The organism is Nitrospira marina (assembly GCF_059568365.1).
The window spans coordinates 1,747,013-1,768,023 of the sequence record NZ_JCANTH010000001.1 but is presented as its reverse complement, the minus strand read 5'-3'; the positions used below and the strand labels follow the sequence as shown (position 1 = coordinate 1,768,023).

The 21,011-nt window shown below is 51.5% G+C and carries 21 protein-coding genes; 4 read left to right on the top strand and 17 right to left on the bottom strand.

Annotation, left to right across the window (positions count from 1 at the left end):
- Positions 1 to 245: 245 nt before the first annotated feature.
- The 4 genes from LX98_RS07245 to LX98_RS07230 all read right to left on the bottom strand — a co-directional run bounded on the left by LX98_RS07245 (position 246) and on the right by LX98_RS07230 (position 4,484).
- Positions 246 to 1,358, bottom strand: coding sequence for an enolase C-terminal domain-like protein (locus tag LX98_RS07245; RefSeq protein ID WP_496428267.1), 1,113 nt, complete (start codon positions 1,356 to 1,358; stop codon positions 246 to 248).
- A 250-nt stretch (positions 1,359 to 1,608) separates the two neighbouring features.
- A complete protein-coding gene (locus LX98_RS07240) occupies positions 1,609 to 2,742 on the bottom strand; it encodes a hypothetical protein (RefSeq protein WP_496428266.1) in 1,134 nt (377 codons plus the stop codon).
- Positions 2,743 to 2,980: 238 nt separating this feature from the next.
- Positions 2,981 to 3,664, bottom strand: coding sequence for a complement resistance protein TraT (gene traT / locus LX98_RS07235; RefSeq protein WP_496428265.1), 684 nt, complete (start codon positions 3,662 to 3,664; stop codon positions 2,981 to 2,983).
- 175 nt (positions 3,665 to 3,839) lie between these two features.
- Complete coding sequence (locus tag LX98_RS07230) at positions 3,840 to 4,484, bottom strand: molybdopterin-dependent oxidoreductase (RefSeq protein WP_496428264.1); 645 nt, start codon at positions 4,482 to 4,484, stop codon at positions 3,840 to 3,842.
- A gap of 403 nt (positions 4,485 to 4,887) precedes the next feature.
- Between LX98_RS07230 and LX98_RS07225 the strand changes: the two genes are divergently transcribed.
- A complete protein-coding gene (locus LX98_RS07225) occupies positions 4,888 to 5,427 on the top strand; it encodes an FKBP-type peptidyl-prolyl cis-trans isomerase (RefSeq protein WP_496428263.1) in 540 nt (179 codons plus the stop codon).
- Positions 5,428 to 5,530: 103 nt separating this feature from the next.
- Here the strand turns inward: LX98_RS07225 and smbP are convergent, their stop codons facing one another.
- Together smbP and LX98_RS07215 are read right to left on the bottom strand one after the other, a co-directional pair.
- A complete protein-coding gene (gene smbP / locus LX98_RS07220; RefSeq protein WP_496428262.1) occupies positions 5,531 to 5,914 on the bottom strand; it encodes a small metal-binding protein SmbP in 384 nt (127 codons plus the stop codon).
- Between the two features lie 358 nt (positions 5,915 to 6,272).
- Positions 6,273 to 7,544: a DEAD/DEAH box helicase gene (locus tag LX98_RS07215; protein ID WP_496428261.1), complete on the bottom strand. Its 1,272-nt coding sequence runs from the start codon at positions 7,542 to 7,544 to the stop codon at positions 6,273 to 6,275.
- 323 nt (positions 7,545 to 7,867) lie between these two features.
- Here LX98_RS07215 and LX98_RS07210 point away from each other — a divergent pair, with 323 nt between their 5' ends.
- Entirely contained in the window at positions 7,868 to 8,368 is a 501-nt protein-coding gene (locus LX98_RS07210; RefSeq protein WP_496430577.1) for a glutathione peroxidase, read from the top strand.
- 120 nt (positions 8,369 to 8,488) lie between these two features.
- Positions 8,489 to 9,712, top strand: coding sequence for a glucose-1-phosphate adenylyltransferase (gene glgC / locus LX98_RS07205; protein WP_496428260.1), 1,224 nt, complete (start codon positions 8,489 to 8,491; stop codon positions 9,710 to 9,712).
- Between the two features lie 40 nt (positions 9,713 to 9,752).
- Here the strand turns inward: glgC and LX98_RS07200 are convergent, their stop codons facing one another.
- The 7 genes from LX98_RS07200 to LX98_RS07170 form a co-directional block, all read right to left on the bottom strand.
- A complete protein-coding gene (locus LX98_RS07200) occupies positions 9,753 to 10,520 on the bottom strand; it encodes a copper chaperone (RefSeq protein ID WP_496428259.1) in 768 nt (255 codons plus the stop codon).
- 306 nt (positions 10,521 to 10,826) lie between these two features.
- The gene (locus LX98_RS07195) at positions 10,827 to 11,462 is read right to left on the bottom strand and encodes a DUF1326 domain-containing protein (protein WP_496428258.1); all 636 of its coding nucleotides are present in this window, start codon (positions 11,460 to 11,462) and stop codon (positions 10,827 to 10,829) included.
- A 509-nt stretch (positions 11,463 to 11,971) separates the two neighbouring features.
- The gene (locus tag LX98_RS07190; protein WP_496428257.1) at positions 11,972 to 12,298 is read right to left on the bottom strand and encodes a YnfA family protein; all 327 of its coding nucleotides are present in this window, start codon (positions 12,296 to 12,298) and stop codon (positions 11,972 to 11,974) included.
- 34 nt (positions 12,299 to 12,332) lie between these two features.
- On the bottom strand, positions 12,333 to 13,559 hold the full coding sequence (locus LX98_RS07185; protein ID WP_496428256.1) for an MFS transporter: 1,227 nt from the start codon (positions 13,557 to 13,559) through the stop codon (positions 12,333 to 12,335).
- A gap of 76 nt (positions 13,560 to 13,635) precedes the next feature.
- Positions 13,636 to 14,976, bottom strand: coding sequence for an ATP-grasp domain-containing protein (locus LX98_RS07180; protein ID WP_496428255.1), 1,341 nt, complete (start codon positions 14,974 to 14,976; stop codon positions 13,636 to 13,638).
- Complete coding sequence (locus tag LX98_RS07175) at positions 14,973 to 16,127, bottom strand: SGNH/GDSL hydrolase family protein (RefSeq protein ID WP_496428254.1); 1,155 nt, start codon at positions 16,125 to 16,127, stop codon at positions 14,973 to 14,975. Before LX98_RS07175 ends, LX98_RS07180 begins: the two co-directional genes overlap by 4 nt.
- Positions 16,128 to 16,261: 134 nt before the next feature.
- Positions 16,262 to 16,516 (bottom strand): SemiSWEET transporter, encoded by a 255-nt coding sequence (locus LX98_RS07170; RefSeq protein WP_496428253.1) that lies wholly within the window; start codon positions 16,514 to 16,516, stop codon positions 16,262 to 16,264.
- Between the two features lie 261 nt (positions 16,517 to 16,777).
- Between LX98_RS07170 and LX98_RS07165 the strand changes: the two genes are divergently transcribed.
- A complete protein-coding gene (locus LX98_RS07165; RefSeq protein ID WP_496428252.1) occupies positions 16,778 to 17,092 on the top strand; it encodes a hypothetical protein in 315 nt (104 codons plus the stop codon).
- Positions 17,093 to 17,256: 164 nt separating this feature from the next.
- Here LX98_RS07165 and LX98_RS07160 read toward each other — a convergent pair whose 3' ends face one another.
- The 4 genes from LX98_RS07160 to LX98_RS07145 all read right to left on the bottom strand — a co-directional run bounded on the left by LX98_RS07160 (position 17,257) and on the right by LX98_RS07145 (position 20,749).
- Complete coding sequence (locus LX98_RS07160; RefSeq protein ID WP_496428251.1) at positions 17,257 to 18,348, bottom strand: HEAT repeat domain-containing protein; 1,092 nt, start codon at positions 18,346 to 18,348, stop codon at positions 17,257 to 17,259.
- A 200-nt stretch (positions 18,349 to 18,548) separates the two neighbouring features.
- On the bottom strand, positions 18,549 to 19,601 hold the full coding sequence (locus LX98_RS07155) for an alcohol dehydrogenase catalytic domain-containing protein (protein WP_496428250.1): 1,053 nt from the start codon (positions 19,599 to 19,601) through the stop codon (positions 18,549 to 18,551).
- A gap of 50 nt (positions 19,602 to 19,651) precedes the next feature.
- The gene (locus LX98_RS07150; protein WP_496428249.1) at positions 19,652 to 20,500 is read right to left on the bottom strand and encodes a CBS domain-containing protein; all 849 of its coding nucleotides are present in this window, start codon (positions 20,498 to 20,500) and stop codon (positions 19,652 to 19,654) included.
- Positions 20,501 to 20,584: 84 nt separating this feature from the next.
- Positions 20,585 to 20,749: a hypothetical protein gene (locus LX98_RS07145; RefSeq protein ID WP_442433243.1), complete on the bottom strand. Its 165-nt coding sequence runs from the start codon at positions 20,747 to 20,749 to the stop codon at positions 20,585 to 20,587.
- Between the last annotated feature and the right edge of the window lie 262 nt (positions 20,750 to 21,011).

Genomic DNA, 21,011 nt, shown 5'->3' with positions numbered 1-21,011 from the left:
GGTTAAGCCAACATCTTCAATCCGGCCATTAAATGATCCTACCCAGTAAATGAGAATTCTGGCAAGCAAGACCTTTTTGAATGCAGAAACCGCATTCTTTAGCCTTGTCCATGTTATTGGGGGATGCAAAGCTTTCTCCAAGCTACTTACAAGAAAAGCTGTTGCCCATCGGACGGCCGCCTGTGCGATGGAGATATCTGTGCACAACAGAGAAGGTGAAAATGCTGATCGTAACGCAACGTTCCCTATTCAACGATGATCACCGATGAGGGCTCTTGGCTCATCTCCATTCCAAGGCCGGATTCCTCCCATGGCAGTAAGACCGGACCCTTATAGGCGTACCCGCCCCGTACTGGATCTATTGACAAGAGAAGCGGCATATCAAGATCCAAAAATTCAAACCCTCCCAGTCCTAGGGCCAAGCTGAGGGAACACCCCATGGCCACCCGACTTTCGACCATACCGCCAATCATCAATTGGAGACCGCACGATTTGGCCAAACGAGCAATCTCCGCTGATTCCACCACCCCGCATTTAGTAATCTTGATATTCATCACATCCACAGCCTGTTCACGAATCAACAATTCCGCATCATGAAGGGATCGAATCGATTCATCCGCCGCAATGGGAAAAGGACTGTTTCCGCGAACAGAGGCCAGGCCTTCCCGGTTATCTCGATGAACAGGCTGCTCTAACAATAATACAGGAATACCCAATCGACTTATCGACTCGATGAACTGCAGAGCCTCGAAGACGGTAAACCCCTGATTGGCATCAACCACAAATGAGGCTTCAGGGAAAGCCCTATACACGGCCTCAATTCTTCGAATGTCGGCATCAACATCCTGTCCCACCTTTACTTTAAATACCCTGAAGCCTTGAATAAACCACTCTTTGGCTTTGCACACAATTTGTTCGGTTTCTCCAATCGGCAAAGTAATATCCGTTTCGCGAACCCGAACATCCGCTCCACCCCACAGGGCCCACATTGGAGCGGCCATCTCGCGACACAGGGCATCAAGAAAAGCCGTTTCAAGGCCGCATCGGACCGAAGGCATCTCTCGGGCCACCTCCGCCAGTTGATGTGACAGCTTCCGCCAATTCCAAACCGATTGTCCAAGGATACACTGGGCGGCGGCAGGAAATGCGGCTAGGCAGGCAGCCTGGTCTTCGCCCGATATGTCCGGGAAGGGCGCCATCTCCCCATACCCGCATGTCCCGCTCTTGAGGGTCAATCTGATGAAAATGTTGTGGGCGACCGACATGGAACCTGAAGCCACCACGAAAGGAGCATTGAGAGGCAGTTGAACCGGCCAGGCTTCAATGGCCGCAATACCGAGTGCTTCCGATTGCATCATGGATAAATGAATAGACCTTCAATCACATGTGTGAAGAACAATAGGGATGAGGAAATTCTGCAATCTCGGGGGTCAATAACCAAACACACAAAATATCCCATTCCGGATGAGTGCAGGAGTCCCGACTCGTTTGAGAATTTAGAAAAAATTTCTCATGGTGGAATAGGGCAACCACTCTGACAACACCGAGAATCTCCGTCGAGGTGGGCAATAAAATTGGCCAATATGGGGTATGATGACGTTGAATTTGTTACTGATTACCAAACAATCCTTTAAACATTTCCAGAGCTTTTTGCGTTTCAGGTGGAAGATTTTCCAAATTCTGCCCTGGCACAGAAGAAGGGCCGCTTGAATGTACCGGATCGGCATTGCCGGAACAGACAATTTCTCCATTGATTTTTTGGCAGACGTTATCGACTTTTTCAGAGGATTTTTGAATTCGCTCACGGGAACCACTCAATGATGCCTCCGACATGCCGGACTCAAGAATATAACCGGCCGGTGGGCCATAAGCCACCGTCATTTTTTTTGTTCCTAGATATCGCTGTTCACTGAAGAGCGTGCTTCCCTCCTGGCTCTTCGTAATGGTAATGATGGGAAATCCTTCAATTTTTTTGTGTTGTTCATGCAACCCATTCCCAAACGGAAGTCCCTTCGCCCATTCATCCATGTAATCCATCCAGGCATGATAGAGCTCCTTGCTCCGCTCGCCGCCTGGAATGTCGTCCCATGCCGCGGCACAGATGTGCCGAACATCAAAAACCTCTAACGTATACCATTCACAAGGGATGCCCGCTTGTCGACCGGTTTCCCCCGTTTTCGTGACTTTCAGGGAGACCCCGGGAGAACTCCCGGAAGATTGCGTTGTCAATGCTTGTTCCAATCGAGTTCGTTCTTCAGGAGAAAGCTCTTTATTTTCCAATGCCTTTTCTAGACCAATGCGTTGTTGATCCCGGATCGAATTCATGACATCCCCCAAGACATTGTTCATTCCCTGATCTTGGGTGGAACCCGGCTTAACTCCCAATTTCTGCATCATCTTTTGGCTGGATTGTTTCAGAGCCTCCATCTGTTGCTTGGTGATGATCGTATAGGTCTTTGCCTGATGCCTGACGTACATCATCTCCTGGCGATCCAGAAATATCTGCATATCATTTTGGCTTTCCATTAGTGTGGAGGACGCCCGTTTGTTGTCTAACTTATCCGGAGCAACATGAAGGCGCATCCAATCTTTCGGTATGGCAACATTGACGGATCCCTCTTCCGAGGAACCATCGGGATATGTGGTTTGAAAAAGGTGGACGTGGGAGGTCGTTGATTCTTCAGCCCACACCATTGCGGGAAAAACCCCAGCCAGCAAACAGAAGAAAATGATGAGTTTCATTGTTGGTATTTCCTTTTGGAGCATCCGGAATGACACAGAAGACAACGTCAATTTTCTGAATGAAAGAAAAAAATCTTTTCGATCAACCGATTGCTTGCCAACATCGTAGGTTGAAATTGCCAAAACACCTATTCCGCTGTTCTCACATCTGACAGTTGATCTTTCCCAAAAAATTGGGGAAGGCAGAAATTCCACCTTCCCCCCTGGATGATCACACCACCGACACACGACCGCTGGACTACAGGAGGCCACCCAACGATTTGGCCAACCCTTGCACCAGGGGATCCTTGGTTTTTTCCCATTCCAAATTAACTTGTTCGGCAGTCGAGGCCACACGGGCTTGATGAATCTTTTTCCCCTTGCTAGTTTTCTCAGTTAATTGCAAATCGGTCATTACGGCAAATGTCACATCTTTAGTTAATGAGCCCGTGACCAATTCCGTCCCCCCCACCAAAAAACCGCCAATGCCTGCACCAAGAGCCGCGGAACGACCCGTTCCACCCAACCCATAGCCTACAGCCCCTCCGACGGCTCCTCCGCCCCAGGCGGAACCATAGCCCGCATGGACCGCTGTTCTCAAGGCGGCAGGATCGGCTTCGCCCACATACAAGACATTCACCTGATAAATATAGGCAGCCTCCTTGGCATTATCGACGATTTTATATCCCCTGTTTTCAATGGCCTTTCGCACCGGGGTATCAAAATCGATTTCTTTGTCTGAGGTGTTTTTGATTTCCAAAAACGCACTTTTTTCTATTTGATTATCCAAATCCAAAAAAATAGATTGCGACATCTTGGTCTGGACTTTTAAATCTTTTTTCTCCAGGGCAACCTGAGTGGCCGAACAGCCTAATCCTACAAGCATCACACTTCCAGCCGCCATGAGCACAATTTCTTGAATGCCAGGGACCCGTCCCATCATAAGTTTCTCCTTTGTAACTTGTAGGATTTCTTGAGGAAACGAGCGGGATTATGCCACATCCCTAGGACTTATTGAACCCCTCAAAAGCCCATTTTTACGACTGAACCCCGTGAGCGGCCGCATACCGTTGATCTCTCATTTCTGTTCGTTAAAAGGAAGAGGGTTCCTCCTTCGATCACCCATACCGGTCATTGTCCCATGGAAGCGCGGTATTGGAATATCCGCGCACTTCCCAAAACCCCTTTTGATCCCGATCTGAAAATGTAATTCTTTTGACCCATTTTGCCCCTTTCCAACCGTAGCGTTTGGGAATAATTACGCGTACGGGTCCACCGTGGTCTCTGGTCAATGGCCTTCCATTCCAATGGGTGGCCAGAAGCACATCCTCATCGTCGCAAACCTTAAGAGTGACATTGGTCGTATACTCATCAAACGCTTCAAATAACACAAACTTTGCCTCGGGCAAGGGACGAACCAATTCCAAGAGATGCTGAAATTTCACACCTTTCCATTCATTATCCAACATGGTCCAGGAGGTGACACAGTGAAAGTCGGCAGTCATCTGCACCTGAGGCTGCCGTGCAAAGGTTTCCCAATCCCATGTCAGTGGATTGGCCACGCACCCATCAATACTTAAGGCCCATTCAGCCAGCACAATCTCCGGCTTACAGCCCAAATCCAGGACCGGAAAATTATTCACCACATGTTGCCCGGGCGGAACCCGTTCATCCTGGGGTTCATCCACCTCCCGACAGGAGAATTCTCGCCGATGTTGGGCTACCTGTTGCTTCGCTTTCACCATCCGTTCGTTGGGTTCCATTGCAAGCCTTTCCTCCTCCAGTCAAGGAGAGATGTCTTAAGACCACTAAACAGACTTCTCATGATCAATATTTTAGAGCTGAACGCCAATCGACGCATTATATCTGGGTTGCCGGCTCAGCAATAGTCAAAGAACCCAAAACACACTCCCCCTTCACCCTCCTGCTCTCTTTTCTTCATGATTTCCTTCCTCAGTGCTTTTTGGGGACAGGTCCGGCCGTCATGCGGAATAAAGCCACAGGATATTTCCTGATCTCATAGCCAAGCTATTTATTTTTCTGATAAATTATCTTATTCGTTCACAACAGCCTGGAAGCGTCCGGTTATTTACCCCCACATTTTCAACCGCCCTCTTTTCCAGCCAACTGTTATATCAGCCATTATTTTTGCGGAGGATCAGTCTCATGGCACTGCATGTATTAGCCCGGGTTGTATGTTGCTCCTTGCTGGTGGCCTCAGCGATGACCACGTCTGCGCAGGCAGATTCTCAAGAGGGAGGCTCACCCATGACCGTTTCTGAAGGAAAGTCCATCTCAATGGAGTACACATTGACCTTGGAAAACAAAGAAGTCCTCGACTCCAACGTAGGAGGAGAACCTCTGACATTTACTCAGGGATCTCACCAAATTATTCCTGGCCTGGAAACGGCCCTGGATGGAATGAAGGCGGGAGAACGCAAACAAGTCACCGTCGCACCTGAAGAGGGGTATGGCAAGGTCGACCCTCAGGCTATTCAGGAAGTTCCCATTGACCAAATTCCACCTGATGCACGGAAGGTCGGGGTGCAATTACAAGGGAAGGACGGACAAGGCCGTGTCGTACACCCGACAGTCACGGAAGTAAAAGAACAGGTAGTGGTCTTGGATTTCAATCACCCCTTAGCGGGGAAAACACTCTACTTTGACGTAAAAATTTTGGACGTCAAAGCTGCCACTGCTCCCTAACGTTTGGCGAATATCGCATCCAAAAACCCCGCCGGAATTGGCGGGGTTCTTGGATCCCCTTCCTATTATAACTTCTCGTAAGATCATGATGCAGAGAGATCCTTTAATAATACCCGCCCCTGGTAGGCGTCCCTCCATTAATTTCTTTTAAATGCATCACCGCAGATTTGGCATGATCGGTTGCCACATCAGCATGCCCGGCTTGGCCATGTGTAATAGCCTCCCCTAATTCGGCAATGGCCGCATCAAGGTGAGGATTGGTCATGTCCTTTTTCCCGGCCTCCGCATGTTGAAGGGAGGCTTCCGCATGGGTCACGACTGCATCGGCATGCCCCATGCCGCCATGATCGACGGCTTCCTGTGCATGCGCGACGGCTTCCGCCACATGTGGATTGGTATGTCCGGTTGAATGAGCGCAAGCCGCAACGAGTCCGAGGCACAACAGACCGACACTCAGTCGAGAGATCCTAGGTAGGACACGCATCATCAACACCTCCTTGAAAAAGTAAACAAAAGACGTCTCCATCATCAGAATTGTAGTGCAAAACTCATAATAAAATCTTCCAGTCTTTCCAGCACCTGCACTAAGACACCACCACAGGCACGGTACGAGGCACAAGCGCTGTACTTTTTCATACGGGAAACCTGTAACACAGGCTTTCTACAGCTCTGTCAAATGACCACGAACGATGTGGAGTCACGACTTGGAAGAAAATGAGAAGGCAAGGGAAGTGGAGAGACGGAGACCATTTAAAAAAATGAAGCCCGGACCAGAATGATCCGGGCTTCAAGAAAAACTCGCAAGGACTCTTTTACAAATAAACAAAGAGCATGCGTGTGAGGGGCTAGGAAGCTAAGGTTGACGGACGCGGTCGACGAACGGCCGGTCGATCATGCCTGCCAGGGCTCCCCGAACGAGGAGCACCAAATCCTCTCCCCGCAGAATTAGGCCGAGGCCCACGTCTCTCCGGTGCAATGGCCGGCATTGGCGGACGGCTTCCAGGAGCGCAGGGAACCGCCTTCCCCAGCAATTTTTCAATCATTCGTAACGAACGATTGTCTTCACCGGTCACAAAACTCGTGGCCCAACCTTTGGTATTCTTACGCGCCGTCCGACCAATACGATGAATATAATCTTCAGGCACATGGGGCAAATCATAGTTGATCACATGTTGAATATCGTCCACGTCCAATCCTCGGGCTGCAATATCAGTCGCGACTAATATTTCAAAACGTCCACGACGGAACCCTTCAAGCGCCGCTCGACGTTGAGGAAGCCGTCGGCCGGCATGCAACACTGCAACACGACAACCGACCTTTTCCAGGGTTTCCCCGATTCGATCAGCGCGATGTTTGGTCCGGGTAAAGACCAGGACCGATCCCTCTGTCTCCTTTAAAATAGAAAGCAGGAGGGATGTTTTATCGGAATTGGCCGTATGATGCACGGTATGAGTCACCCCTTCAGCCGGTGTGGCCGATTTCGCCACCAACGCTTTAAACGGATCGTTGAGAGACATCCGCGCCAAATCCGCCAAGTTATTTGGCATCGTAGCCGAGAAGAGTAAGGTTTGCCGGGTTTCCGGTAACGCCTCAATGATCTGATTAAGCTGAGGGGCAAACCCCATATCAAGCATCCGATCGGCTTCGTCCAGAACAACCATCTGAAGCTTGGCAAACGAAACCGTCCCCTGCCACATATGGTCGAGGAGGCGTCCCGGCGTCGCGACGATGATATCGGGACGCTGCCGTAATCCGCGAACTTGCGCGTTCATATCCGCACCACCCACCAGCGTGGTCGCAAAAATCCCGCGCACGCGCCCATACTTATCAACGGTTTCTTGAATTTGAAAAGCCAATTCCCTGGTTGGCGCTAAAATCATCGCCCGTGGGTGGCCCTTCGGACCATCTGCTAATCGTTCAATGATGGGAATGGCAAAGGCGGCAGTCTTTCCAGTGCCGGTCTGGGCACAACCCAGCACATCCCGACCTTCCAAAGCCGGAGGAATGGCCTGGATTTGAATCGGAGTCGGTTCAGTTATACCGAGTTTGTTCAAAACCCCAACCAATGTAGCAGACACACCAAGCGCACCAAACTGTGACAACGCAGTTGAAGACATAAAACTATTCCTTTTGTTACAAGGATCGTATGTAAGCGGATTCAGAAAACCGAGTGAAGCAGAATCAGGTGGGAAGTCCGCTCCGAGCAGGATCTGGTCGCGATACGATCGCGGGGCCCGAAGATTAATTGAATGTTCCCGTCGTCGGACCGAATCGACATGAACAGAAATTAGATTACAGGACAATACATATCCTGTCAAATTTTCCTTCTTCTCTCGCGTGCCAACCTGGTATTCGAATGGTACAATTGGAAGGTGAATGTCCGGTCACACGTCACACCACAACCATTCATCCACTCAAGCACTGTAAAGGCACAAAACCCATGAGTACCTTTTACGACATCACCTGCCGGAACATTCAGGGAAAGGATGAAATCCTTGCAACCCAAAAGGGGAAGGTCTTACTTATCGTCAATACGGCCTCCAAATGCGGATTCACTCCTCAGTTTCAGGGGCTGGAAGATCTCTATAAAAAATATCATTCACAAGGACTGGAGATCCTCGGATTTCCCTGCAATCAGTTTGGAACCCAGGACCCGGGGGAGAACGAAGAAATCCTCGCCTTCTGCCAAACCAACTATGGAGTGACTTTTCCGATGTTTGCCAAGGTGGACGTGAATGGGCCCGATGCTCATCCCCTCTTCCAACACCTCAAAGCCGAGGCACCGGGAGTGCTCGGATCAGAGGCCATCAAGTGGAACTTCACGAAATTTCTGGTAGACCAAACCGGTGCGGTCAAGGAACGCTATGCCCCTGCAACCAAACCCTCAGACCTTGAGTCAGACATCAAAGCACTCCTCGACGCCAAGGCGAAGCAGGCATAAATCAGACAAGACCTTTCCAAGTAACAACATGTATTGACAGCCCGGGGCTTGCGCGCCAAACCAAAGCCCGTACCCAACCCATTCCTTCCATCCCGGCCATTTGATATCATGGTTTCCCCCATGATTGATGTCTATACCATGATCCTTGCCGGTGGCCGTGGCGAACGGCTCCTCCCGCTCACCCAACATCGCGCCAAACCTGCGGTGCCCTTTGGAGGCAAATACCGCATCATCGACGTGACCTTGAGCAATTGCCTCAATTCGGGGATTCGCAAAATTGCCGTGCTTATCCAATATAAATCCCACTCGTTGGACCGCCACATCCGAAGAGGTTGGTCGATTTTCAACCCGGAACTGGGCGAATTCATCTTTTCCATCCCACCGCAACAACGGATCAACGCCGAGTGGTACCGGGGCACAGCCGACGCAGTCCATCAAAACCTATTTCTGCTGGAACAAGAACGCCCGAATTTTCTATTGGTGCTGGCGGGAGATCACCTTTACAAAATGAACTATGCCGACATGTTCAGGTTCATGCAAGAAACGGAGGCGGATGCCGTTGTGGGCGCCCTTGAGTGGCCGGTCGAAAAAGCTCGACAGTTCGGGGTCCTTGGGGTAGATCCCTCAAACCGTGTCACCCGGTTTGAAGAAAAGCCGGCCAACCCGTTTCCCCTACCTGATGATCCAACGCATGCGTTTGTTTCCATGGGCATCTATCTTTTTCGCACAGAACACCTCTATGAAGAACTGCGAAAAGATTCCGAAATGCCCACGGCCCATGACTTCGGGAAAAATATTATTCCCAACATGATTCAGAACAACAAAAAAGTTTTTGCCTATAATTTTGAAGATGAAAACAAAAAAGAGGTCAAGTATTGGCGGGACATCGGTACCCTGGATGCCTATTACGAAGCCAACATGGATCTCGTCGGGGTTGATCCCCACCTCAACCTCTATGATGAGGCCTGGCCTATCCGCACCTACCAAGGCCAATACCCGCCAGCCAAATTTGTCTTTGCCGATGAGTTCAAGGGAGGGCGCAGAGGCATGGCACTGGATTCCATCGTCTCAGGAGGCTGCATTATCTCCGGAAGTCTGGTGCAAAATTGTGTGCTCTCACCAAACGTCCACATCGAGCATCATGCCGAAGTCCACGATTCCGTCATCATGGAAAATGTCAAAATCGGCGACCGGTCCCGTATCCGCCGGGCCATCATCGATAAGGGCGTCGTCCTTCCCCCCGATACGGTCATCGGCCACGATCTCCAGCACGATCGCCAACGCTTTCCCGTCACCGAAGACGGCGTGGTCGTTGTTACACCCGATTCACCCACAAAGTCATGAAGCAGTCGTGAAACGGGCACATCCCAAAACGGACACCCCATTACGCCAGAAACAAAACGCCTACCCCACTCACAATCAGGCCGATCCCGGCCACCCATCCCAATCCTCCGCTCCAGGCACCGACCGGCAACACTTTTTCTAAAAACACAAAGACCGTAATCGCCGCGATCCAGAGCACATTCATCACTCCACCCACAAACAACAACCCCATCAAGGCCCAGCAGCAGCCAAGACAAAATGCACCATGATGAAGTCCTAATCGAAACGCGCCGGAAGTGCCCGGGCGCCAATGCTCGGCAATAAAATGAGCAGGTGCCCGACAATGATTTAAGCACGCAGTCTTCCACGGGGTAAGTTGATACAGACCAGCGACAATTAAAAGCCCTGCACCGACAACATGACTTTGGGCCACCATCATGGGCGAGAGCATAGCCGCTGCATGCAATCCCCACTGCACGACAGTCGCGCCTACACTAAAAACACTCCATAGAGCCAAATACCCGGCCACAAATGCCCCCGTCGGAGCCATGAGTGAACCCTGCCGTTCGGCCTTGCGAACCATGCCTGCATACAACAACGTCATCGGGACGGCACCCGGCAGCATCATCCCGACCATCATGACAGCCCACATCAGAAACATAAACACAAAGTCCACCGGGGTCCATGGATGCAACTGCATAATCGCCCCGGGCACATCAGCATTCATCATGGGCATCTTCGCCCAGAGATACAGGACATACACCCAGGCCAAAATAATCACCCCAATCAGAGCTGAGAGAATCGTGATTCGATCACGCCTGGGTAACATAGGAAATGAAGAGGCGGAAGAGGGGCTCATGAAAATGGACTATAAGAACCCCTGGAACAATCAGCAACTGACAGGTTGGTCGAAGACCCGGGAAGCGGACACTTTGGCTTGATAGAACTTTTCCTTCCTCACCGGAAGGGCGAAGCCCGCGTGGGCGCTACTGTAAAGATTACAGGATTGGGGCTGTCCTGGGCCAAACCACGAGACTCACAACGGCGTGGTCAACACTCTGCACATTCAACATGGCGGAAAATGACGATGGGCGACGAAAAAGTCGTTTACAAGACAAGACGCATCCCTCAACAATCAGGGTCTGATCACTCCATCCTGATTCATGTGAAGAATATTAAATTGTCCATAGCTATGAGACAGGTTTAACGTAATTCCAGCTTGAGCCTTGGTCGAGCCGTTGCCCACTTCGGCCACGGTATACTCAAATCCTTCCGGTAAATGAATTCTGGCGCGATGATCTTTTCCGGTATGAGGATTGGGGATCGGTGTACCCTTCGATTCCACCAAGCCCGGCACATTGACCGTGGCTTGTCTTCCCTCCACATCTATGGAGAGATCAATCGGAACAAACTGGGGTTCCAACACGTTAGACATCGTACTATTGAACACAAAAAAATGGGTAGCTCCCGGGGCTGTGGACTCCCCATGGAGTATTTTCCGGAGTGCTTCGCGTTGCATGGCATCCGCTCGCGCATCGATCAAAATCTGCTGAGTTCCATTTCCTTGTGCGATTTCCCCCGGCCATTGCAAGAGCATGACGTAGTTCAATCCATCTAAACGCGTGTCATTGAAAAAACCCTCTTCAATATATCCCGAGCCCATGGCCTCGCAAAATCCGTTCGTCGAGGGGGCATTAAACTGGCATCCACACCCATAGCTACAATTGCAATTGGCAAACTCGACACCTCGCAGCATCCATTGATCAGCCATTGTGCGCTCCTTTCTGAATCAGGGTCGGACGTCCCTTCTAATTTTTCATTTTTTTACCATGACACTGGCTTTCGTTTCTACCTCCGCTTCGAGTGTATGAAGTATCCATGCAAAGGTCTTTGTCAAGAACCTGTTCTTCCGCTTTCATGCATCCACAAGCCCCTTCTTTCCCCATCACGCCACCTATACTTTTTCCCACAGGTTCGCTACCATTCGCCTCCGAACGGCACCACAGAAAAGCCGCACCATTAACAACACAAGGAGCACACCATGGGAAAGAGCCAGGACGCACGCAAAGAAACCAAAAAAAAGCCAGCGAAAACCATGAAAGAAAAGCGGGCCGAAAAAAAAGGCAAAAAATAGCACAGGGCATTCGTGCCAACCGGTGAAGACACGCGAGTTGACGAGGCGGAAGGAAACGCCCCCTCGTCAACGCTTAAAGAATTCCCCTCAGCATCCACCAAGCTGACGAGTACCACCCACCGCGAAATCCGTTGCTCTCCAATGTATTAAGCGGGACGAGGGCCCCAAAGAATCACCGCCGCTCCGACAAGACATAGCCCGGCCCCGAGCCAATCCCAACGATCCGGTGGGATCTTTTCAACACCCCAGAGCCATAAGAGAGAGGCCGCGATATATACTCCGCCGTATGCGGCATAGGCTCGACCCGCAAATGCAGCTTCCGTTCGCGCCAATAAGAGAGCGAACACAATCAGACTCACCATGCCGGGAACCGTCCACCACCCCGATCGCCCAAGTCGTAACCAGGCCCAAAAGGCAAAACACCCGCTAATTTCCGCCAGCGCGGCGCCGACATACCAATATACAGCATTCATACATTATCCCTATTCCGTGAAAACACAGTCCCCATTACCCTCGCTTTGAATGAAGGGTGTCCGGGTTATGGACGACAAATCCGAGCAGAGCCAGAGCCGTCAACACCGCTCCACTCAGAAAGGTGGCGTACGGACCGAACTGGTCCCAGAGGAATCCTGCCAGCACACTCGCACAGAGGAGTGCCACACCGCTTACGAAACTGAATATACCGAAAGCACTTCCGCGAAACTCGGGCTGTGAGGCATCCGCAATGAGAGTGGCCAGGAGACCTTGCGTGAGGCCCATATGAATCCCCCAGATCGCGACTCCAATCATCACCATGACCACATCGCCGGCAACAGCAAGAATCACATCAGCCATCAGCAAGAAAAAACATCCTGCGACCAACAACGGACGGCGACTCATCTTATCCGCAAGCCTGCCTGCGGGATAAGCGGACGCAGCATAGGTCACGCTCATCACGACCATCACCAGAGGAATAAATGTCACCGATAACCCGACATCCTCTGCCCGTAGAACCAGGAAGGCTTCGCTAAATCTGGCAAGGGTTAACAGGCCTCCCAACGCAACAATCCACCAGTAGGCCGGACCAATCCTCCGCAGATCACCCAACCGAATAATCGTTCGAGGCATTCCTTCATGCTGAGTGGATGGGGGCTCCTGGACACCGACAATAAGAAGGACCACGGCCAATATTGCGGGAATGACGGCAACCCACAACACGGCCCGGATGTCATTCGCGAGCAGAACCATCAACCCCATGGCCATCAACGGCCCAAGGAACGCGCCGACGGTATCGAGCGATTGGCGAAGCCCGTAACAGGTCCCGCGCAAATTCGGCGGCGCCAACTCTCCAATCAGCGCATCACGCGGGGCCCCACGGATGCCCTTCCCTACGCGGTCCAGAAACCGCGCGAGAAACACGGTGGTCAGACTGGAAGCTAACGGAAATAACGGTTTCGTGGCTGCAGCCATCCCATAGCCAATCACCGTCAGCAGCTTGCGTTTGCCCCAATAATCACTTAGCACGCCGGAGAACATTTTGGTCAGTAAGGCCGTGGCTTCAGCAAATCCCTCAATGATGCCCACCGACAATAGACTGGCACCAAGCACCGTCACCATATAGACCGGAAGCAAGCTGTGAATCAGCTCGGACGACATATCCATACACAAGCTCACGAGGCCCAGGGCCCAAATACTTTTCGGGATTCGTGGTCGATCGGAATGAGAAGAATTAAGAGAAGATACAGGATCGATCATAGCAGAGCGTAGAGTGTTCTATTGCACACTAAAAGGGAAGGTCACGATGGATCAGCAGGCGGGGTACCTGAAGTCATCACCCTGATAATTGCGCAACGCACTCCTCATGCATGGCATTCACTTCATCTCTTGAGGGTCCAAAGAATACCATATTACAACACATTTTCTGTTGGCAGAATCCATAGGGAATCATCCCCCGGCCAGTGCGAGGATTGAACAGCCTTGCGTCAAACGCATTCCGAAACTCTGGAAAAGACACGGTCTGAATTCTTGCAAGCATCGAAAAGAAAGCCCCAATCACCGGGAACCCGCGGTCCATTTGACGCACATTGAGATGCGCCATCAAAAAAGTTGGATAGACGGATGCATTCCACCTGGCGTTAATCTCTGCAAGAAACCACCGTCTTCTTCCGGTCCGGAGGTCCGCATGTTCCACAAAATCAAACCCGACCAACCCTGTGAAGCCATCTTCCTGCAGCCATCGTCCCAATACTTCAGCAGCCCGACTCATGTCATTCAGCATGTGTGCCCCGGAAGGGGAGACATTTCCAATATGTCCCAGATGAAGATTCAAACGCTGATCGGATATCCCGACCACATCCACCGCCCCCCCATCAGGCTGGACATCGACAAGAATATTGGGGGAGAAGGCGACCTCATACAATACCTGCACGAGATAGACCGGTGATAAGGGCCTTCGAGAGATGAGCTCCAATGCCTGTCGCTCGCTTTCGGCATTATCCTCGACAAGGAAGATACCGGACCCGCCCCTTCCTTCGGCGGATCGAATAATCACCCGGCCCGTCTCAGAAACGTAACGACGAATTGCCGATCGAAGGATAGCCACATTCTTGGCTTGGCTATCAGACCACTTAACAATTTCGCCCCGGGCAACCGGAATACCAAGTTCCTGAGCCTTCCGATACGCCACGTGTTTGAGATTCGCCACCTCGGTCACCTCAGGATTGCCGCCCATGAACTTCACTGTCTTGCCAAGGAGGTTCTCCAACGCCTGGGCCATCACATACCCCTTCTGCGACACTCCATCAGGATTCAGAACGACCTGATTTTGGGGTGAGATCCGCTCACAGATTCTGAGTAAGGAGTCGACAGAGGGACAGAAGAGGTCATTTTCCAGGCATTCGCCAGATTCGGGGCCGGGCTCAAGTTCAATGATATTTCCCAGTTCCGGCCCGACACCCAACTCGTACAGAAATTCAAAATAGGACAGGTCAATCTTACTTCTTGTCATACAGACCACATCGTGCCGCCTGGCCATGACGAGCGCCCGCTGATCGTAGGCACGGAAATTGGGAGTACGCATCTCCAAGGGAAGATTCTTTGCGAGTGCGACCGGATCATGCACAAAAATGTGCGTCACATCAGACCCACCGAGGGTTGAAGTAATAAGTGTCATTCCGCCTTTATGTCCTTCGGCGGAACGCTCGATTCCACCATCAGACAGATTCTTTCAGACATCAGCTTCCCGGCAAGCCGGTGACCGGCGGCGTTCCAGTGGCCCCTCCCTAATTCACTGTTCTGAAATCCATGCAGGAACACACCATGCTGTTCAGCATAGGTGGCGAGAGGTTCTGCCAGACTCAACAATTCGATGTCTTCCCGTTTCGCCAAGGCCTGGATGCGCCGGTCAGGATACGAAAGATCCCGTATGCCAAGTTGACGGGCCAATGCCTGGCGATGTTGCACATCGGGATGAACCTGGTCGGGATTCGAAAGGCTCACAAGAAGGAATCGGCGTCCCCCATCATTTACCTCTCGCTTCATTTGCACGATCAATTGTTCGGTAATCTTCCAGGCGCTTTCCCAGGATGGGTCCGGCTGGTCGAGATAGACCAGTAAATCGAGACGAAGAGCGGGATCTTCCCAGTCCTTCAACTGCTGTTGCTGAGCCCTATCTTCCAAAAAGGATTTTAGTTTGTATTTGGCATGGCGAAACACCTGTAGTACGCGGGAGATTTCAAAGGCTTCGTCACTCAGCGGAAATTGTTGAAGCCAAAACTCCGTCGTGTGATGGAAGGAATTGTCGAGGACGAGGCGTCCGTCGTTCATGATGAAATAGGGGATATTGGTTTTCGCGTTCAGTTCTCTCAGGTTCCCACGAATATCGTTCTCTGTATAAAATGCCAGCAGGACGAGATCCGGATCATAGGGAGTAACCTTGTGACGCAGCGCCAGTAATTCCTGGGCTGTACTGAAGCCGGACACACCGAAATTCATGGCTTCTACCTGACGCCCGGCGAGGGAGGGACAATCTGACAACTCATGTTCAAGCCTGGCCCCATAGATGTGTTCTGTCGGGACCTGCATCGCTTCCGTGTAGGAATCGCCCAGAAGCGCAATCCGGAAAGTCCCAACAGGCTTTTCCAGAGTGTGCTCACGGTCGCGCAGCCCTATACTATTGATCCGAATGTAGGCTTCACCTTCATTAGAATAAAGACCTTCAGCCCCCGGTTTATGCGCATAGCCGGTCAGATTGTCAGCAATAAAGAACGAGGGGTAAGAAATTCCGAAAAGGTAAAGGCCGAATTCAACGAGGACAAAGACCATTCCACATCCAATGAAAACTAATGCAATGTTTCCTGCCCACTTCCCTACCACTCGCTCTCATCCCCCTCATTTTTCCCTATCATCTCAAAAAACCGGCCTTCTGAAACAAGGCGAAGTTTCCCCATACTTTTACTCTATCCGTACCGGAGCTTGAGGATAAATATCCAACCAGCCAGAAACAAGGTCACCATATTGGCGATGACTAACGGCCAATCATGATTGATCAATCCATATACGCTCCAGAGCATCAAGCCCGAAGTTAAGATTGAATACATGCTCAGAGAAAGATCCTTGGTATGTTTCGTTTTCACAATTTGAATCGCCTGGGGAAGAAACGACGAGGTCGTGCAGGCCCCCGCGACATATCCCATAACCGTCACCCAATCCATGTTGCCTCCTCTGTGATGTTTCCCATTAGCCGATGCGGGTTTCTCAGTGAACCACGCTGGTCAAATTTCCAAACGTGCCATATACCGCCCCGTTGGCTTCTCGGACAACATCCTCTACAAATTATTGAGATAGAACACCCTTCTTTCGGCTGCACCTCAGTTCCGTTGCGATTCATGGAGAACGTTGAATCGCCGGAAGAAAATGACGTATGGTGTGTGGCGATCTTTCACAAATTTCCAAACGAAAGGATTCTCAATCCAATGACCTTGCAAGCCCATGCGGAAGCATTGTATGCAGGCATTCGATCATTATTGGGACAGCATGACGCAAACCAGGTTCAAGCGAAACTGGAACATGACCTGCGCCATGTGGTTCCAACCTGGAACGACACCACACCTGCCTGTCCCGGATGGTATTGGTTTAAAGCGCTGGGCGTCAGTGAACCACAACTATTGCATGTGACACATGGCCGGATTGATACCAAACTCATGGCCGATCTTGGTCCGCCGAATAATCTGGTGGATGTTCAGCGCATTAAAGGGCAATGGGCGGGGCCCCTTCTTCCCCCAACCTAAGTGGGAGTAGGGACTTTTTGAGCGCGATCCGCTGTACTCCAGATTGCTCCGTAATAAAATGGTAAGGGATGAAACGGGTGGGACTCGAGAATGATGCAACAGTCTCTCAGCGTGTCTTTCTTCAGCCAATCCCGGCTGTCACGTCCTTCACTCACATCCACTGTTTAAAGCTGATTGAAATCCTGATATTTGTGAACGACGCTTACCACATCCCGTAGTTTCTTCATCTCCGGTGAGTTATCGTAAATCAGCCACAGTCGGTCTTGGAGATTGATAATGAGTGCGACCGTTGGTCTATGGTGAATGGACCCAACTCCCCACACAACCTCAGTGAGCACCGGAAATTCAATATCAGAAGAAGACCGAATTTTCGACGTTGCGTTGGACAGATACGTCAGCAAAATTGTCATCACCTCTAGATCCCCTTCGGCTCGCAAAATCCGTCCCAATCCCTTGGCTGCCGCCGCTCGAATCGAGACCGGTTTGTCCTGGCTTTCGAACAGCCCTTGCAGGTACGGAACGACCTCGAGTCCAAGACCGGAAATGGCCGCAATGGCTTGCTCCGGAGCCTGTCCCTGTTCAACTTCTTTCAGGAGATACGGAAGGGCTTCGGGATCGGGGAACTGACGGAGCAAATCAAGAATAATCAATTGACGGGTTTGGGACGTCTCGGGATTGGTCAGCACGGACACCAGTCGATGGGTTTGCCCCCATTCACTGAGGAGCATAACCGGAAAATCAAACCGTTCAAGTTCCCGGGTGAGTTGCTCAAACACAGCAACGCCGGAGTCTAAGTCCTGCGCCTCTCGCAGAATATGAGAATCCTGCTCCATCGAGGGGTGTACTTCTTTGTGCCAACTCAGATCCCTCCCCTCAAGGAGATACGATAATTGGCAGGCCGGGCCATGCCAGAGTCGGTCGGGCGTATTGGTCAACTCATTATCTCCGCCAAAGCGAGCGACGCTTTGTTGGTGTTTACGCTCTTCGCAGATGATATGGAATTCCACATCATGCGGTTGAGTGGCATCCGTGACCACCTGAAATCCCAGCTCTTCGAATCGCCGCTGAACCACCTGGAGAATCAGCTCGGGCGAGGTAAAACCCTTTTCAGTCAGCGCCAGGGCGGAAACCCGGATAGTTTGAATGCGGGAGAGCTGTGCTTTTTGTTCAGGTGTGAAAGAGGCGCGGCGGGCCACACTGTCCGTCGGAAAAATAAGCACCAGAAGGATAACGAGATGCACCACTATTCCCATCATGGCAATCTCCCTTTTGAGCAAGAGTACCAGAGATTAATGGAATCGCAACCCCCTCTTTTGTAGAAAGAGGAATTTTATGAAAAAAGATTAGTTGTTCACAAGGGAAATGGGAACTGACACCTCCTCCTGCCGCAATCGGGCTGGCGAGCCAAAGATATCCTTCCCGAAGTTGCCGGCAATAAACACAGAAGCTCTCGTTATTAGGGGGTGTCGGTTAACGAGGCCGTATCGATGACAAAACGAAAACGGACGTCCCCCCGAAGGACCCGTTCATAGGCTTCGTTAATCTGTTTGATGGGAATGACCTCCACATCGGAAGTGATCCCATGCTCCCCGCAAAAATTCAGCATTTCCTGCGTCTCACGAATCCCGCCAATCAGGGAACCTACCAGACGCCGCCGCCGCATAATAAGCGCAAACGCCTCAACGGAGAGCGGTTCGCTCGGCGCACCGACCACAATGTATGTTCCATCGGTTTTAAGCAACCCCAGATAGGCATTGAAATCATGAGTGCCAGAGACCGTATCAATTACGAAATCAAACTGACGGGCCAAACGCGTCAAGGTCCCTTCCTGCGAAGTCGCCGCAAACTCTGCCGCCCCAAGACGTTCCGCTTCCCCCCGCTTCAGGTCCGTGCGGCTCAAGACAGTGACCTCCGCCCCAAAGGCCTTCCCAAATTTGACCGCCATGTGACCAAGCCCCCCGAGTCCCACCACCCCAAGCCTATGGCCTTTCCCTATGCCCCACTGCCGCAAAGGAGAGTACGTGGTAATTCCAGCACACAACAACGGGGCGGCACCTGCCGGCGGAAGAGAGTCAGGAATCTTGAGCACATATGATTCATGCACCACAATTTCGCTGGAGTAGCCGCCATAAGTCGGCCGGCCATCTTTGTCGAGACCGTTATAAGTCAGGATCATACCCGCTTCACAATATTGCTCTACGCCACGGGTACATGATGAACAGGTGCGACATGAATCGACAAAACATCCGACTCCGACCGTCTCTCCTTCACTCACCTTCTTAACACCTGCCCCCACCCTGGTCACCGTACCAATCACCTCATGCCCGGGGACTAGAGGAAAGATGGATCCACCCCATTCGTCTCGCGCCTGATGAATGTCCGAGTGGCAGACTCCGCAAAAATCGATTTTGATTAGAACGTCATTCGACCCGACCGGTCGCCGGTCAAAGCTGAACGGTTCGAGTAAGGCCCCGGCTTGCAACGCGGCATAGGCTTGGGTTGCCCCCATCAGTGCGCTCCTAAAATTGAAGAATTCGATCCGGTCATGGGTGAGGAGCCCTATGATTGCTGGTTGAGAAACCTGGGACGATCCCTGACGGAAATCATTCGCATCAGGTCCCTCACAGACAAAATACCCACAATCGCATGATTTTCCGTAATCGGCAGATGCCGGATACTTTTTTCGGCCATAAGATCGCTGGCATCATGCACGGTGCGGTTGATATCAATATCGATCAGCGCTTGCGTCATCACGGAGCCCGCCCTGGCCTGAGTCAGATCCCGGTTCTGAGCCATGCCTTTGTAGATCAGATCTCGCTCCGTGACAATTCCCACCATCTTTCCAGCCTGCGTCACCATGAGGGCCCCGATCCGCTTGTCGGTCATACGCTGGGCGACGGTGATGAGTGTCGCTTCCCGATCGATCGTTTCAATGTCACGCCGCATTAGCACGCTGAGCGGCCGGTACACATCATCAAGATCTCGGATCGGCCCCTTCTCAGCATACACAAAATGTTTCACCAGGTCGCGAACGGAAATCAACCCGACAACCGCTTCCCCTTCGGTCACACAAAGATGCCGAATGCCATGCTTCTCCATGAAATGGCTGGCATCCAGCATCGTTCGATCAGAGGGAATGGAGAGTAACGGGCTTGCCATAATCTGCCCCACGTTCGTTCCGGCCGCAGTCAGATCTTTAGCGATGACCAGGCGGATAAGATCGGTCTCTGAAATGAGCCCGATAATTTTTGTTCCCTGAGATTCCTGCCCTGCCGGATGAACAACAAGACTCCCAATCCGTCGTGCCGCCATGAGACTCACCGCATTCAGCACCGAGGTGTCTTCGCTCACCCCTTCAAGATCGCGCTGCATATAATGGGCAATGGTTTCCTTGAAATCGACGGTCATAATCTTCCCTTCTTCCTCAAGGGGTGAATATCCTCCATGCCGCTCTTTCCCATTCGATCATGATCCCCGGCCCGGACATTCCGATCACGTACGTTCCTGTTCCTGAATAAATTGTCGCGCATTGGTGAGTTCTTCATACAGGCACAGTTGATTTTTCACCAAGAGATGCTCAATTGCAGCAATCCGGAACATGACTTCAGGGAGCATGATATCGAGGCGTTCAGTGAGAGACTCAATCGTTTTGGCCATGCCTCCCGGTGCACGAGACCCCCCCACCCGTTGAGGCCGCGTTGATTTCCTGGGGGCGATCCCCTTTTTTCGAGAGGCGGTCCCTTTCTTGGAGGAGACCGGTCCTTTCTTGGAGGAGGCTGGTCCTTTTTTACGAGAAGGCGTCTGCTTTTTCTTCGAAGAAGGAGTGCGTTTCTTAGATGCTTGACGGATCGACTTCTTTGTTACGGCCATACTACCCTCCAATTGACCAATAATAAATCTCCCAACGAACAACCGGTCA

Bases quoted from the DNA above. Each gene is read 5' to 3' on its own strand.
- LX98_RS07245 (WP_496428267.1), bottom strand. From the start codon at position 1,358: ATGATGCAATCGGAAGCACTCGGTATTGCGGCCATTGAAGCCTGGCCG.
- LX98_RS07240 (WP_496428266.1), bottom strand. From the start codon at position 2,742: ATGAAACTCATCATTTTCTTCTGTTTGCTGGCTGGGGTTTTTCCCGCA.
- traT (WP_496428265.1), bottom strand. From the start codon at position 3,664: ATGATGGGACGGGTCCCTGGCATTCAAGAAATTGTGCTCATGGCGGCT.
- LX98_RS07230 (WP_496428264.1), bottom strand. From the start codon at position 4,484: ATGGAACCCAACGAACGGATGGTGAAAGCGAAGCAACAGGTAGCCCAA.
- LX98_RS07225 (WP_496428263.1), top strand. From the start codon at position 4,888: ATGGCACTGCATGTATTAGCCCGGGTTGTATGTTGCTCCTTGCTGGTG.
- smbP (WP_496428262.1), bottom strand. From the start codon at position 5,914: ATGATGCGTGTCCTACCTAGGATCTCTCGACTGAGTGTCGGTCTGTTG.
- LX98_RS07215 (WP_496428261.1), bottom strand. From the start codon at position 7,544: ATGTCTTCAACTGCGTTGTCACAGTTTGGTGCGCTTGGTGTGTCTGCT.
- LX98_RS07210 (WP_496430577.1), top strand. From the start codon at position 7,868: ATGAGTACCTTTTACGACATCACCTGCCGGAACATTCAGGGAAAGGAT.
- glgC (WP_496428260.1), top strand. From the start codon at position 8,489: ATGATTGATGTCTATACCATGATCCTTGCCGGTGGCCGTGGCGAACGG.
- LX98_RS07200 (WP_496428259.1), bottom strand. From the start codon at position 10,520: ATGTTACCCAGGCGTGATCGAATCACGATTCTCTCAGCTCTGATTGGG.
- LX98_RS07195 (WP_496428258.1), bottom strand. From the start codon at position 11,462: ATGGCTGATCAATGGATGCTGCGAGGTGTCGAGTTTGCCAATTGCAAT.
- LX98_RS07190 (WP_496428257.1), bottom strand. From the start codon at position 12,298: ATGAATGCTGTATATTGGTATGTCGGCGCCGCGCTGGCGGAAATTAGC.
- LX98_RS07185 (WP_496428256.1), bottom strand. From the start codon at position 13,559: ATGATCGATCCTGTATCTTCTCTTAATTCTTCTCATTCCGATCGACCA.
- LX98_RS07180 (WP_496428255.1), bottom strand. From the start codon at position 14,976: ATGACACTTATTACTTCAACCCTCGGTGGGTCTGATGTGACGCACATT.
- LX98_RS07175 (WP_496428254.1), bottom strand. From the start codon at position 16,127: ATGGTCTTTGTCCTCGTTGAATTCGGCCTTTACCTTTTCGGAATTTCT.
- LX98_RS07170 (WP_496428253.1), bottom strand. From the start codon at position 16,516: ATGGATTGGGTGACGGTTATGGGATATGTCGCGGGGGCCTGCACGACC.
- LX98_RS07165 (WP_496428252.1), top strand. From the start codon at position 16,778: ATGACCTTGCAAGCCCATGCGGAAGCATTGTATGCAGGCATTCGATCA.
- LX98_RS07160 (WP_496428251.1), bottom strand. From the start codon at position 18,348: ATGATGGGAATAGTGGTGCATCTCGTTATCCTTCTGGTGCTTATTTTT.
- LX98_RS07155 (WP_496428250.1), bottom strand. From the start codon at position 19,601: ATGGGGGCAACCCAAGCCTATGCCGCGTTGCAAGCCGGGGCCTTACTC.
- LX98_RS07150 (WP_496428249.1), bottom strand. From the start codon at position 20,500: ATGACCGTCGATTTCAAGGAAACCATTGCCCATTATATGCAGCGCGAT.
- LX98_RS07145 (WP_442433243.1), bottom strand. From the start codon at position 20,749: ATGGCCAAAACGATTGAGTCTCTCACTGAACGCCTCGATATCATGCTC.